Source organism: Streptomyces sp. FXJ1.172 (genome assembly GCF_001636945.3).
GTDB lineage: Bacteria > Actinomycetota > Actinomycetes > Streptomycetales > Streptomycetaceae > Streptomyces.
Genome location: NZ_CP119133.2, coordinates 5,975,868 through 5,989,414 on the forward strand (window position 1 = coordinate 5,975,868; position 13,547 = coordinate 5,989,414).

A 13,547-nucleotide genomic window follows, 5' to 3' on the forward strand; every position below is an offset into this window, starting at 1 on the left:
GGCCCGCAACCAAACCACCGGGATCCGGTTGATGCGGGGGCAGGAACGAACGTGCGTCTTGGCGAGGAGCCAGGAAAGGAAAGCGAAATGCTGAAGCAGGCAATGGCCGCGGCCGCGGTCGCCGCGTCCTTCATCGGTGTGTCGGCGGTGGCGGCCCCCCAGGCGCTTGCCATCGGCAACGACACCGGCACCACGTCGTTCAGCGGCAACGACGCCAAAGAGACGTTCGGCAACTCCGCCACCAAGGGCAACCTGAGCCCGCAGGCCACGCTGGTCCAGGGTTCGCTCAACAAGCTCTGCGTCGGCCTGCCGGCCAAGGCGGACGTCCAGTCGCTCTTCGCCTGGTTCCTGAACGTCGGTGTCCAGGACATCCCGGTCCTGTCCGCGCCGCAGAACCAGCAGTGCACCGAGAACTCCACCCAGGCCAAGGGCGACGAGCCGCTCTCGCACATCCTGGACGACATCTCCGCCCTGTCCACCCAGACCGACAACGACAAGCACTGACCCGGGCCGGTCAGCGCACCGCCCGGGCGACGTGCCAGATCTTCGGCGCCGCCGCCCGGGCGGCTTTTTTCTGCCCTTCGGTGCTTCTTTCCAGAGGAGTGTTTCTCCCTCGCGCCGAAGCGGGATTCCGCCCCGCTTCCGCCGACGTGTCAATTACATGAAGGCGTTCGAGTGAATTCCCAGGCGGCGCGCGTTCCATAGTTTCTTCGGCTGTCTATCCCTCGTTCTACAGCCTGCCGGTCATGGTGCGAGCCATTGAAGCTGTGCTCGCTCGGTTTCGGCCGTCATAGGGGCATGACCGCAGAGAAGGGAAAACTCATGAAGAAGAGCGCTGCTGTCGTCGCCGGCGCCATCCTGGCCCTGGGCGGGGCGGCCCCCGCCTTCGCGGACGCGAGTGCCGAGGGCGCCGCGGCCAACTCCCCGGGCTTCCTCTCCGGCAACGTGGTCCAGGTCCCGATCCACGTGCCGATCAACGTCTGCGGCAACACCGTCAACGTCTTCGCCCTGCTGAACCCGGCCTTCGGCAACACCTGCGTGAACGGCTGACGTTCCGCACCCGAACACCAGCCACCGGCTGCGTTCTGGCCGGCCCCGGCCCGTCGATCCGTCGATCAGCCGTCCGGGGCCGGCCTTCCCACATCTTCGAGCAGGAAGACAACTAGATTGCGACAGACCCTCAGCAAGGGCATCGTCGTGGCCGCCGCCGCGACCGGCGTGCTGTCCTTGTACGGCGGCAGCGCCGCGTTCGCGGACACCCGCGCGCACGGCGCCGCCCAGGGCTCGCCCGGCCTGCTGTCGGGCAACAACGTCCAGGCACCCGTGGACGTCCCGGTCAACGTCTGCGGCAACTCCGCGGACGCGGCCGCGGCATTGAACCCGGCGTTCGGCAACTCCTGTGCGAACGAGCAGGACTCCGTGCACCGTGCCCACGCAGGCCACAAAAGCCACGCCGGCCACGGCGGCCGGGGAAGACACGGCAGCCACGGCAGCCCCCACCGCCACCCGCTCGCCGACTCCGACGACCGCTCCGGCCACGGCGACTTCGTCCGCGACTCCGGATACGGCGACCTCGGCCGCGACGTGGCTCGCGACTCCGGTTACGGCGATCTCCTGGGCCCCGGCTCCACCACGCCGCCTTCGTACGGAGACGACGAGACCACACCTGCGTCCTACGGCGGGGACGAGACGACGGCCCCGCCCCGCGGCCACCGCAGCACACCTCCGGGTGGTGGTCACAGCACGCCGCCCGGCGGCGGTCGCACGACCCCTCCGCCCGGCGGGAGCCGGACCACGCCGCCGCACGGCGGTGGCGAGCACCACCCCGGGCAGCCGCCCGCCCTCGCACACACCGGTGGGGACGCCCGCTCCACGCTCGCGGCCTCGGCCGCCAGCGCCGCACTGATCGCGGCCGGAACGGTGCTGTACCGCCGGGGCCGGTCCACCGCGCACCGGTAGCACGCGGGGCCTCGCGCCCCACGGGGCGCGAGGCCGCATCGAGGTGCGGCCCCCGCCGCGACGCGGGGTACGGCCCGTCACGGCAGCGGCATCTCCAGCGGAACCTCCTGCCGCCCCGCCGGGATCCGACGGCCGGCCGGGCCCGCGCGCAGCCGTCGTCGTACTCCGCGCACCAGCGTGCCCGCCGTGAAGGCGGCGCCGTGCACGAACCGCATCGCCGGGCCGAATCCGCCCGCCGTGACGAGACCGGCCAGGAACAGGCCGGGGTACGACGACTCGAACTCCGTCCCCACCCGCGGCGCCCCGTCGCCGCCCGCCGCCAGCACCGCGCGCAGCTCGGGGGAGAGCGGCCGCAGCCGGTCCAGGGTGGCCCGGAAGCCGGTCGCCGCGATCACGTGCCCGGTGTGCAGCGACCGCGGACCGGCGCCCCGGCCCGCCGTCTCCAGGCGCAGCCCGTCCGGCACTTCACGGGCCGTCACGATCTCCCGGCCGAGCAGCACCTCCACCCGGCACTCCACCCGCTCGCGCACCCACCAGGCGCCTGCCGGGCCGAGCGCGCCGGCCGCGATCCGGGTCCGGGTGCGCTCCGGGAGCCGTCGGTACAGGCCGGGCCGCTCGGCGTAGAACCAGTTCCGCCAGCCGGGGCCGAGGCCGCTGTGCGGCAGGTGGACCGCATGCCACCAGGGACGTTCCCGGGGCGGCGGCACATCGTTCCAGCACAGCCGGTCCGCGCGGGCCAGCACCCGTACCCGGGTGCCCTGTTCGGCGAGGAGCGCGGCCGTCTCCAGGGCCGCCTGGCCGCCGCCGACGACGGTGACGTCCTGGCCGCGGAAGTGGTCGAGGCCGGCGTGGTGGCTGCTGTGCGTCACCAGCGCCGGGGAAAGGTGGCGCAGGGGAGCCGGGATCTCGGTGAAGGGCAGCACGCCCACGGCCAGCGCGACCGTCCGGGCGGTGAGCGTCTCGCCGTCCTCGGTGACCGCAGTGAACCCGCCGGGCCCGGGCGCCACCCGGGTCACCGTGCGCTCGTCGACCGGGGGTACGGCGTTGCGCGCGAACCACAGCCCGTACTCGGCGAACACCTCCAGCGGGAGCGGCTCGGCGTGCCGGGCCGTGAGGCCGTGGTGGGCGCAGAAGGCGTCGAGCCGCCAACGCCCCTGCGGATCGGAGAGGTTGGACGCCCAGGGCTCCGACTTCAGGAACATGCCGCGGGGCATGTGGTCGCGCCAGGACGCCATGGGCCGGCCGAGGACCCGGACACCGAGCCCGGCCGCCGCGGCGTGCGACGCGATGGACAGCCCGTACGGGCCGGCACCCACCACCAGCAGGTCGTACATCAGCAACTGCTCGCTCTCTCGTCGTCGCGGGGGTCGGGGAAGTCGGGGACGTCCGGGAAGCCGGGGACACCGGCGGTCAGGCCGAGGGGGAGGGGGAGGTCCTGGGGGCCCGCCTGGTGCACCAGGTGCGGTGCGGTCGCCGGCGCCGGTGCCGCGGCCGGTACGGGGGACGGGCGGCGGTGCAGCAGCCCGCTGAAGCGGTCGGTGAGAAGGCCGTGGAGGGGGCCGGTGAGGCGGCCGGTCAAGCGGCCGGTCAGGCGGCCGGTGAGGCGGCCCGTCAGGCGGGTCGCGGCATGGCGGCACCACAGGACCCACATCGCGCGGCCCGGGCCCCGGTCGTCCGGCGCGTGCCAGGCCAGCTCCCGGCCCCGCGGGGCGGGCCGCAGAGCGGTCAGGGGGGCGTAGTTCTCCACCACGAACTCCCGGCCGTGAAGCGGGACTTGCGCGGGCAGCGGGCGGTGGGTCAGGTCCAGGTGCAGGGCGCGTACGACGTCCAGGCCGGCGCCGTCGGCGAACAGCCGGAACTGGGCGCCGGGGCGCGGGTTGAAGTCGAGGAGGTGGTAGCGGCCGGTGCTGCCGCAGCGGCGGAAGTCCAGGTCGAAGATGCCCCGGTAGCCCAGCTCCCCGGTGAGCCGCTCGGCCAGCGCCCGCAGCTGCGGGTTGGGTGTCCACCGGCCGGCCGCGGTCAGGCCCGCGCCGCGCGGCCAGGCCAGCTGCTTGCGGCCGGGGCCGCCGGCCCGGACGGCGCCGGTGCGGTCGGCGTAGCCGTGGAAGAACCAGTCGCGGTCCGGCCCCGGTGGCAGGTACGCCTGGAGCAGCAGGGTGCTGCCGGCCTCCTCGCTGCGCAGGAACAGCTCCCGGGCCTCGCGCGCCGAGCGCACCAGCGCGGTCGAGCGCAGCCCGCTGCCGGCCGGCACCAGCCAGGGCCGGCTCCATTTGGCCACCAGCGGCAGCCCCAGCCGCCAGGCGGCCGCCGCCGCGTCCTCGGCGCTGTCCGGGACCAGGGTCACCGGGTGCGGGACACCGGCGGCGGCGCACACCTCGGCCAGCTCCGCCTTGTCGGCGACGCGTTCGGGCAGCGTGGCGGGCTGCTGCGGCAGCAGATAGGCGGGCGCCAGCTCCTCGCGCAGCCGGCCGGCCGCGATGGCGCTCGCGTCGTCCAGCGGGATCAGTACCGCCGGACACGCGACACGGGCCGCCACCCGGTGCAGGGCGGCAGCGATGTCGGCGGGGGACGCGCCCGGCAGCGGCGGGGGATGCAGCCGGTGCACGAAACGCGACTTGCGTACGGGGCTTCCCGTGGAATCGGCGACGACATGCACGTCCACTCCCGCTCTGCCGAGCGAGCGCACGGCGCCCAGGGTGCCGTGATGAAAGGGATTCCGGTCGATCCGCAGCAGCACCGCGGGGACCCGGATGTCCAGGAGCGACACAGGTGTTGTTCCTTGTCCTTTGTTCGCCCGTGCGGGGGCTTGGGCAACCTGAAAGCCGTAACCGCACTGGCGGAATTCGGATCGATATGACTGTGTGTCAGTGACGGCGGTTGTGCGAACAGTCGGTGCAAGGCGAGAAAACAGTCGAGTGGAAAGAGGAGCAGGCATGGCTCCACAGCAGAGACGGGACCGCTCCCGACGGCTGACCGTGGTGGCGGCGGCGGTCGCCGCCTCGGTCACCCTGGCGGCCGGTTCCGGATTCGCGGTGGGGGTGGACCCGGGCCCGCCGGCTCCGACCGCCCCGGCTCCGGCAGCCCCGGCACCGGCCACCCCGGCACCGGCGGTCCCGGCACCGCTGGTCCCGGCGCCGGCGGTCGCGGCCCCGTTGACCGTGCCTCCCGCGCCCGTCAAGCCCGCCGTGCCGCCCTTCGGGGCGTTTCTCGACTCCGGGCCGCTCGGCGTCGCACGGATGGCCCAGCTGAGCCACTGGCTGGGCGGGACCGAGCTGAAGGTCGCCCACACCTATCTGCCCGGCGACCGCTGGCGGGACATCGAGGGAGCGCCCGGCTTCCTGGACGTATGGGCGCAGTGGCGGCGCGACAAGGCCGACCGGACGCTCGTCCTCAACGTGCCCATGCTGGAGCGCAACGAGGAGTACGTACCCGACGTCGGGGCGGGCTGGCTGCTGCGGGAGGGCGCGGCCGGCGCCTTCGACCAGCACTTCAAGGCCCTGGCCGAGCGGCTGGTGGCGCTGAAGGTGCCGGACACGGTGATCGTGCTCGGCTGGGAGATGAACGGCACCACCTACCGCCATCGCTGCGGACCGGACCCGGAGAGCTGGAAGAAGTACTGGGACAGGATCGTCACCACCATGCGGGCCGTGCCGGGGCAGAAATTCCGGTTCGACTTCTCGCCGAGCCGTGGCCGGGACGCCGTGCCCTGGACAGAGTGCTATCCGGGAGACCGCACGGTCGACATCATCGGCATGGATTCCTACGACCAGCCGGCGGGCGAATCCTTCGAGGAGCAGGTGAAGGAGCCCTACGGCCTGCAACAGCACGTGGATTTCGCGAAATCCCACGGCAAGCCCATTTCCTACCCGGAATGGGGACTCTTCCGCAACGGTGACAACGGCGTATACATGCAACGCATGCTCGCCTGGATCGACGAGCACAAACCGCTGTACAACACGCTGACCGACTACTGCCCGCACGGCGTGTGGCAGTGCTCGGCCAACCCCAGGTCGTCGCAGGTCTACCGCACCGCCCTGTACGGCATCCCCGACCAGCCGGCCGCCCCGGTGCCCACACCGTCCGGTCCGGCCCCGAAGCCGGCCCCCACGCCCACTTCCACACCGACCCCGACGCATTACAAGCCCCCGGCCAACTGCTCGCCGGTGGACCTCGGCGACTGGGTCGAGTACTGGCTCGGCGGAAAGCTCTGCGTCCGCTTCGACTGGTGGTCGCGGAGCAGCTAGTGCCCCAACAGGCAACGTTCGCCCCGTCGCGACGCCCGGCACCCTCCCCCAGCCTTCGGCCGGGAGGTGCCCCCACTCGCCGCACGCCCGGAAGCCCAAGTACGTCCAGTACGAGGGCATCCGGCCGGCACACCGAGAGCACGCACCGGACGCCGCTCCTTGACAGGCAAACGTTGCCTGCCGGGGCACTAGCCCCGCCGGCGTTCCTTCCACCCGCGCAGCACCTCCTTGCCCCGCTGCCTGGCCGCCGCGTCGAGGCAGGCGGCCGCGAGCAGCGGGGCGGTGCGCCGCCGGGCCAGCAGGAGCCGCCGGTTGGGCACCGGTTCCGGCCGCCAGTGCCGCTTGTACGGCTCGTCGCCGCGCAGCAGGCTCAGCGTGCCCCGTCCGCTCGCGTGCTCGGTGCAGGCCTCCAGCAGCATCACGGCCACGTCCGCCTTGCGTTCCCGCAGGCCGGGATGGGCGCCGTAGAGATAGCCGCCGGCGAGGCTCGCCGACAGCAGGGTCAGGTCGACGGCCACCACCTCGCCGTCGATCCGGAACTCGGTGACCGCCGCGTTGCCCGAGCGGACCATCGGGCCGACCGCGCGCACCAGATGGGCCCGGAAACGGGGCTGGAGGTGCTCGGTCGTCACCTTCCGGTCCTGCCACTGCAGCCGGTGCAGCTCCAGCAGGCGGCCGAGCGCCCTGTCCACCCCCTCGGGACCGACCGTGTGGCGCTCGACGCCCAGCGACCGGAGCTTGCGCAGCTTGGCCCGCACCCGCTGCTGGGCCTTGTTCGACGACAGCCGGGCCGTCAGGCCGTCCATGGGGACGGCGGGCAGCTCCAGGCACAGGGATCCGGTCACCGTACGGCGCGGGCCGGGCCAGCGCTCGTAGATCCGCTCCACCGCCGCGCCCGGGCGCACCTCGCGGAAGTCGACCAGCGCCGTGCGGGCCGCCTCCGCCAGGGACGTGGTGAGCGCGAGCGCCGCGTGCCCGTCGTCGGCGTCGTCCAGCAGGACGTCCGCGTAGTCGGAGATCGCCCCGCCGAGCGGCACCAGCGCGGGCAGCGGCCGGCGGACCAGCATCAGCGGTGCGGCGGCCAGCAGTTCCCCGCCGGAGCGCACCAGCAGCAGCCGGAGCCGGCCGGGGCGGCCGTACGACTGCCACCACGAGTGCAGCCAGGCGTGGCTCTGGAACGGGGTCGCGGCGGCGCACCGCCCGTACAGCCGCCCCCAGGCCGGGGCCAGGGCGGCGAAGCCGGCCTCGTCGGTGACGAGTTCGGTGGTGCGGGTGGGGTGCGCCGTCCCGGTGGCCGTCACCGCGAACCGTGCGCGTCGGCGGCGACGGCCGGGCCGGGCACCGAGGCCGGGCGCACGGACTCCTCCTCCGGCCGGCGCCGTGGCCGTACCAGCAGCGCGAGTCCGCCGAGCAGCCCGCCCGCGCTCCCTCCGACCAGCCCGGTCACCTTGGGGGATGCCGAGGTCGGCGCGGTCGGTTTGACCGCGCGGGAGAACTGCAGCAGTTCGACGTGGGTGTCGTCCTTGGTGTCGTCGGCGTGCCGGGTGAGCGCGCGGGCGACCGCGTTGGCCATGTCGGCGGCCTCGGCGGGGTGGGCGGAGGTGGCGGAGACGGCGACCATCGGGGCGTCCGGCGAGGTCGCGGTGCGCACGCTGTTCTGCAGGGTGCGCACCGGCACCCCGGCCCACATCTGGGCGTCGGCGAGCACCGCGAGCTGGGTGGCGACCCGGCCGTAGGCCTGCGCGAAACCGAGGGCGGAGGCGGTGTCGGTCTTGTCGGTGGGGACGGCGATGACATAACTGGTCGCGGTGTAGGCGGGGGGCTTCAGCACGCCGTAGGCGCCGCCTAGCGCTCCGCCCGCGAGGACCCCGGCCGCCACGAGCGACCAGGACGGGAGCGCGCGGAGGCGGGAGGGGCGAGTGGTGCGCTGGTTGTCGGTCATGAGGGGCTTGCTCCCTGCTGGACGGGGACCTTGACGATGGGATGAGGGACCGCGAGCGCCGAGGCGTAGACGTCCATGAGCCGGGCGGCGCTGCGGGTGATGCAGTAGTGGCGGGCGGCCTCGGGGACGGTGCGCGGGCCGGGGCCGGCGGCGCGGACCTCGGCGAGGGCGCGGGCGTAGGCGCCGGGGTCGCACGGGACGCGCACCGCGTGCGGGGCCGCCCCGGGCGGCAGGACCTCCAGGGCCGGGCAGGAGGTGTGGCGCACCGGCAGCCCGGCCGCGAGCGCCTCCACGACCGCGAGTCCGAACGTCTCCTCGGGGCTCGGCGCGGCGAGCACGTCCATCGCCGAGGTCAGCGCGGGCAGGTCCGGGCCGGGCGAGCCGTCGCCGAGATACGGCCGCTCGCCCGCGAACAGCACCCGGTCGGCGACCTGCGCCGCCCGCGCGGTTCGCCGCAGCGCGTCCTCCTCCGGGCCGCCGCCGACCAGCAACAGCCTGCAGTCGTACGGCAGTTGGGCCAGTGCCTGGATCAGGACGGCGAAGCGCTTGCCGGGGGTGAGGCGGCCGACGGCGCCGATGACGAACGCGTCGGCGGGCAGCCCCAGCCGGTCGCGGGTGCGCAGCCGGGCCGCCGGGTCGTAGGCGAAGCGTGCCAGGTCGATGCCGTTGGGCACGACGGCGACGCGCGGTTCGGGCACGCCCCAGCGGACGAGCCGGTCGGCGACCGTGGGCGAGACGGCGACCGTGGACCGGCCGAGCCGCTCGCCCAGCAGGTACAGCCCGCGCACCCCGGCGCTGAGCGGCCGGCCCTCCATCTGCGAGTCGCCGAGGGAGTGCTCGGTGGCGACCACCGCCCGGACCCCGGCCAGCCGGGCGGCGATCCGGCCGTACAGGCAGGCCCGGTAGAGGTGGGTGTGCACGAGGTCGTAGCGGCCGCGCCGGATGATCCCGGCCAGCCGGGGCAGTGCGGCCAGGTCGCGGTTGCCGGCCATACCGAGGTTGGTCACCCGCACCCCGTCGGCCGCCAGCCCGTCGGCGACCGGCCCCGGGTTGGTCAGTGTCACGACGTCGCACGAGACCGGCATGTGCCTGATGAGCAGCCGGAGTTGCTGCTCGGCCCCGCCGACCCCGAGTCCGGTGATGATGTGCAGCGCCTTCACCGCAGCCCCTCGACGGGACGGCGGCGCAGCCGGTGCAGCCGGTACTTCAGGAACAGGCGGACGGCGCGGTCGTTCTGCCCGACGTGCACCCGCGGCAGGGTGTACGGGCCGTTCAGCGCCCCGGGGTCGATGGCGCAGGCGTAGCCGTACCCGGCCGCCCGTACGGCGTCCACGGCACGCCGGTCGACCGTGCCGTAGGGGTAGCAGAAGCCGGTGACGGGGGCGCCGGTCAGCTCCTCGAGCAGGGCGCGGCTCTCGGCGGTCTCGGCCCGCAGTCCGCGGTCGTCGGCCCGGGTGAGGTCCACATGGGTGAGGCCGTGCGAGCCGATCTCCATCCCGGCGTCGGCGGCACGCCGGATGCCCTCGGCGGTCAGCAGGGGCCGGCGCCGGCCGAGCGGGTCCCAGGCGTTGTCGCCGCCGATCCGGCCGGGCAGCACGAACAGGGTGGCCGTGCAGCCCCAACGGGACAGCGCGGGAAGGGCATGGGTGGTGAAGTCGGCGTACCCGTCGTCGAAGGTCAGGCCCACCAGGTACCGTCCCTCGCCGCGCGCGCGGGCGGCGAGCAGCTCGGCGACGGACACGCCCCGCAGCCCCCGCCGGCGCAGCCAGCGCAGCTGCAGCTCGAGCCGGCCGGGGGTGACGGTGATGCGGTAGGGGTCGTCGCAGGCGTCGCCGACCGAGTGGTACATGGCGATCCAGGGGGCGGGGCCGGGTCTGGAGTGGCGGACGGGGGCGGCGGTCTCAACGCAGGAGGGCATGGGCGAGCCTTCGGGTCAGGGTGCGTACGGTGCACAGGGCGGCGGCGCAGCCCAGGTCGCCCAGGGCCCGGCCGAGCAGGACGAACACGACGGTCACGGTGGCGCCGCCGGCGGCGAGTCCGGCGAGCGGCGACGCGGGCAGCCGCGCGGCGAAGCCGCCGGCCAGGGCGGCGACCGCCGCCGCCCGCACCGGCCGGCTCAGCTCGCGCAGCATGCGCGGGACGCGGACCGGCACGCTGCGCCGCCCCATCCCGGCGAGCAGCAGGGCGGCGGTGACGGTGATGCCGGTGGCGTTGGCGGCGGCGATCCCGGTGACGCCCCAGGAGCCGAGCGACCAGGCGCCGATCCACGACGTCACGGCGATCCCGGCCGCCATCGCGCCGACCGGGTACCAGGTGGCGCGGCCGGCCGAGAAGTAGGAGCGGACCAGGACACCGGTGAGTGTCTGGCCGAGCAGGCCGAGCGCGTAGACCCGCATCACCTCGGCGGTTGCGGCGGTGTCCTGGGCGGTGAACGCGCCGCGCTGGAACAGCAGGCCGATCAGCTGCGGGGCACAGGCCACGACCGTGGCGGCGCCGAGCAGCACCAGTCCGGCGGCCACGGCCAGATCCCGCTCCACCCGGGCCCGGGCCCGCTCCGTGTGGCCCTCGGCGAGCGCCCGCGCGACCACCGGGAAGGTGACCGTGCACAGCATCATCGACAGCGTCATCGGGATCTGCGCGACCTTCTGGGCGTAGTTCAGGTGCGAGATCGCCCCGGCGGGCAGGCCCGAGGCGAGGAACCGCTCGATCAGCACCTGCGACTGCCGGCACAGCGCGAAGAGGAGCACGGTCGCCATCAGCGGCACGTCCAGGGCACCGGGCCCGGCCACGGCCGCGGGCCCCGCAGCCGCCGTACGCCGTCTGCGCAACCCGCTCACCAGGAAGGGGAGTTGCACGCCCACCATCAGGCAGCCGCCCGCCGCCACCCCCACCGCGGCCGAGCGCACTCCCCAGTGGCCGCCGAGCGCGTACATCGCCGTGACGATGCCGAGGTTGTAGGCGATGTAGATCGCGGCCGGGGCCAGGAAGCGGCGGTGGGCCCGCAGGGCCGCGCTGCAGTATCCGGCGAGGCCGAAGCTGAGCACGCAGGTCGCGGTGAGCCGGGTGCAGTCCACGGCGAGCCCCGGATCGGGCAGGCCCGGCGCGAGTGCCGCGACGAACTGCGGGGCGGCCAGCGCGAGCAGCCCGCCCACCGCCGCGAACGCCAGCGCCAGCCGCGGCAGCGTACCGGCCACCAGCGCCCGCACCGGATCCCCCGCTGCACCCTGGGCCCGCCGGGCCAGCGCCCTGCTGAACGCCGGGATCAGCGCGAACGCCAGCCCGTCCTCGATCAGCAGCGTGGCCGCGAACTCCGGCAGGGTCCAGGCGACCAGAAACGCATCGGTGTCCTGCCCGGCCCCGAACAGCCGAGCGAGCGACTGATCCCGCACCAGCCCCAGCAACGCCCCCACGACAGACAACGAGGCGGTGACAACCGCGGCCCGAGCGAGAAAGCGCCGGGTGGGCGGGCGGTGGTGGTCGGGGGGCGTGAGGGGGGCGGGGTCCGGGGTGGTGGATGGGGCGGACCGGGCGTCGGAGGAGGTGATGACGGACCCCGACCCGGCGGGTGCGGCCGGAACCGGCTTGGCGTGTGGCTCCGGGCTCGGTTCGGGCTGCGGGGTCGGACCTGGCTCGGCAGGTGCGGCTGGAGGACCCGGCTTGGTATGCGGCGCCGGGCCCGGTTCGGCGGGTGTGGCTGGATCTGACTCGGTGGGCGCCATTGGGCCCGACTCGGCGAGCGCGGTCGGATCTGGCTCGGCGTGCGCGGTCGGGCCTGGCTTGGCGTGTGGCGCCGGGCCCGGTTCGGCGGGTGTGGCTGGATCTGACTCGGTGGGCGCCATTGGGCCCGACCCGGCGAGCACCGTCGGACCTGGCTCGGCATGCGCCGTCGGACCCGGCTCCGCAGGTGCGGCTGGACCCGGCTTGGCCAGGTTGACCAGGGCCGGCTGAGCAAGCGCGGCGGGGTCCGGCTCGGCAGGGGTGCTGGCCGGGCTCGGGCCGGGTTCGACGGGGGGTGCTGACCGGGCCACCGGTACGGTCGCCTCGCCCGTGTCGGTGGCCGGTTCCTGGTCCGGCATCTCGCCGGTCCTCGGGCCCGTCATCGCTCGCCCGGTGCGGTGGTGGCGGGCAGGGCCCACCAGGCGGTCAAGCCGAAGCACACCGCCGTCAGGACGGTCGAGGGGCCGCCGATGTCGGCGTAGGCGAAGTCGATCAGCTGCCAGACGAGCAGGCCGCAGGCGATCAGGGCGCAGTCCAGGCCGCGTTCGCCCCGCGGCCGGGAGCGGTACAGGCGGTGCAGGGCGCGGACCAGCAGGGCCAGCCAGCCGCCCGCGAGGCAGAGCAGGCCGATCAGGCCCTGTTCGCCGAGCACCAGCAGGTACATGTTGTGCGGGGAGAGCAGGGGCTCCTTGCGGAACGCGGCACCGGCGCCTTCCGTGTCGCTGCCGGAGGACAGAGCCAGCGACGCGTGTCCGTCCCGGTACTCGGGGAAACCCTTCAGGCCGACGCCGGTCAGCGGGTGTTCGCGCCACATGTCGAGCGCGGCCGCCCACATCGTGTACCGGTCGGTGACCGACTGGTCGGGCGCGTCGGTGACCCGGGTGATGCTGTCGATCCGCTCCTGCAGCATCGCCGTACCCGCCCCGAACCCGCCCACCAGCACCACGCACAGGGCCACCGCGGCCGCGCCCGCCTTCAGTGCCCGGCGCGGCCCGCTCAGCACCAGCTGCGCGGTGAGCGTGACGGCGGTGGCGATCCAGGCGCCCCGGCTGAAGGAGACGGCCAGGGGCGCACAGAGGACCAGGGCGCAGGCCGCGGCCGTCAGGCGGGTGTGGGCCGGGCCCCGGCCGAGCGCGAGACCCGTCGCGCAGACCAGGCCGAAGGACACCACCGTCGCCATGCCCATCACGTCCGACGGGCCGAAGGTGCCGACCGCGCGGATGTCCTCACCCTGGTAGGAAGCACCGGTCCCGGTGAGGTACTGGTGCACGCCGACCGCGCCCTGGAACAGCCCGAGCGCCACGAACGACCAGGCCAGCAACCGGAAGTCACGGCGTTCACGGACGAGGAGCAGGACGGCGGCGGGGACCAGCACGAAGATCTGGAGGTAGCGGCCGAGGCCGGCGATCCCCGCGCCCGGCGAGACCGCGTGCAGCGCGGCCAGCGACACACCGAACACCGGCAGGCCGAGGAGCACGGCCGCCGTCCGGCTCAGCGGTCGGCTTCGCGCGCGCAGCAGTCGTACGGCGCAGTAGGCGACCACCAGCGCGGACAGCGCGTCGGCGGGGCCCGCGCCGCCGTCGTCGCCGGGGGCGGCCGGCAGCGCGAGCAGCGCGATCACGGCCGCCACGGGCAGCACGGGCGAGAAGCGCGGGGCGTGGCGCAGGGGCAATGCGAGGGCCATC

12 protein-coding genes are annotated in these 13,547 nt (G+C 74.5%); 4 read left to right on the forward strand and 8 right to left on the reverse strand.

Annotated features, from left to right (window positions below; translation table 11 throughout):
* Window positions 1–87: 87 nt before the first annotated feature.
* From A6P39_RS26735 to A6P39_RS26745, 3 genes are all read left to right on the forward strand, one after another.
* The gene (locus A6P39_RS26735) at window positions 88–504 is read left to right on the forward strand and encodes a rodlin (RefSeq protein ID WP_067057593.1); all 417 of its coding nucleotides are present in this window, start codon (window positions 88–90) and stop codon (window positions 502–504) included.
* 294 nt (window positions 505–798) lie between these two features.
* Window positions 799–1,050, forward strand: coding sequence for a chaplin (locus A6P39_RS26740; protein WP_234379338.1), 252 nt, complete (start codon window positions 799–801; stop codon window positions 1,048–1,050).
* Window positions 1,051–1,167: 117 nt separating this feature from the next.
* Window positions 1,168–1,959: a chaplin gene (locus tag A6P39_RS26745; RefSeq protein ID WP_067057588.1), complete on the forward strand. Its 792-nt coding sequence runs from the start codon at window positions 1,168–1,170 to the stop codon at window positions 1,957–1,959.
* 77 nt (window positions 1,960–2,036) lie between these two features.
* Here the strand turns inward: A6P39_RS26745 and A6P39_RS26750 are convergent, their stop codons facing one another.
* Window positions 2,037–3,293 carry an FAD-dependent oxidoreductase gene (locus A6P39_RS26750; protein WP_067057585.1) on the reverse strand — a complete coding sequence of 419 codons (1,257 nt, stop codon included), beginning with the start codon at window positions 3,291–3,293 and terminating at the stop codon, window positions 2,037–2,039.
* A complete protein-coding gene (locus A6P39_RS26755; protein ID WP_234379337.1) occupies window positions 3,293–4,726 on the reverse strand; it encodes a carboxylate--amine ligase in 1,434 nt (477 codons plus the stop codon). The genes A6P39_RS26750 and A6P39_RS26755 overlap by 1 nt, the downstream gene beginning before the upstream one ends.
* Before the next feature lie 166 nt (window positions 4,727–4,892).
* On the opposite strand from A6P39_RS26755, the gene A6P39_RS26760 reads away from it, so the two are divergent.
* Complete coding sequence (locus A6P39_RS26760) at window positions 4,893–6,203, forward strand: glycoside hydrolase family 26 protein (protein ID WP_067057582.1); 1,311 nt, start codon at window positions 4,893–4,895, stop codon at window positions 6,201–6,203.
* Between the two features lie 188 nt (window positions 6,204–6,391).
* Here the strand turns inward: A6P39_RS26760 and A6P39_RS26765 are convergent, their stop codons facing one another.
* From A6P39_RS26765 to A6P39_RS26790, 6 genes are all read right to left on the reverse strand, one after another.
* On the reverse strand, window positions 6,392–7,504 hold the full coding sequence (locus tag A6P39_RS26765) for a GNAT family N-acetyltransferase (protein ID WP_067057579.1): 1,113 nt from the start codon (window positions 7,502–7,504) through the stop codon (window positions 6,392–6,394).
* Window positions 7,501–8,145: a lipopolysaccharide biosynthesis protein gene (locus A6P39_RS26770; protein ID WP_067057576.1), complete on the reverse strand. Its 645-nt coding sequence runs from the start codon at window positions 8,143–8,145 to the stop codon at window positions 7,501–7,503. Before A6P39_RS26770 ends, A6P39_RS26765 begins: the two co-directional genes overlap by 4 nt.
* Entirely contained in the window at window positions 8,142–9,305 is a 1,164-nt protein-coding gene (locus tag A6P39_RS26775) for a glycosyltransferase (protein WP_067057573.1), read from the reverse strand. Before A6P39_RS26775 ends, A6P39_RS26770 begins: the two co-directional genes overlap by 4 nt.
* Window positions 9,302–9,994, reverse strand: a complete 693-nt coding sequence (locus A6P39_RS26780) for a polysaccharide deacetylase family protein (RefSeq protein ID WP_067057571.1) — start codon at window positions 9,992–9,994, stop codon at window positions 9,302–9,304. The genes A6P39_RS26775 and A6P39_RS26780 overlap by 4 nt, the downstream gene beginning before the upstream one ends.
* Window positions 9,995–10,046: 52 nt before the next feature.
* A complete protein-coding gene (locus A6P39_RS26785; RefSeq protein ID WP_234379336.1) occupies window positions 10,047–11,864 on the reverse strand; it encodes a murein biosynthesis integral membrane protein MurJ in 1,818 nt (605 codons plus the stop codon).
* A gap of 377 nt (window positions 11,865–12,241) precedes the next feature.
* A complete protein-coding gene (locus A6P39_RS26790) occupies window positions 12,242–13,546 on the reverse strand; it encodes an O-antigen ligase family protein (protein ID WP_067057565.1) in 1,305 nt (434 codons plus the stop codon).
* Window position 13,547 lies beyond the last annotated feature (1 nt).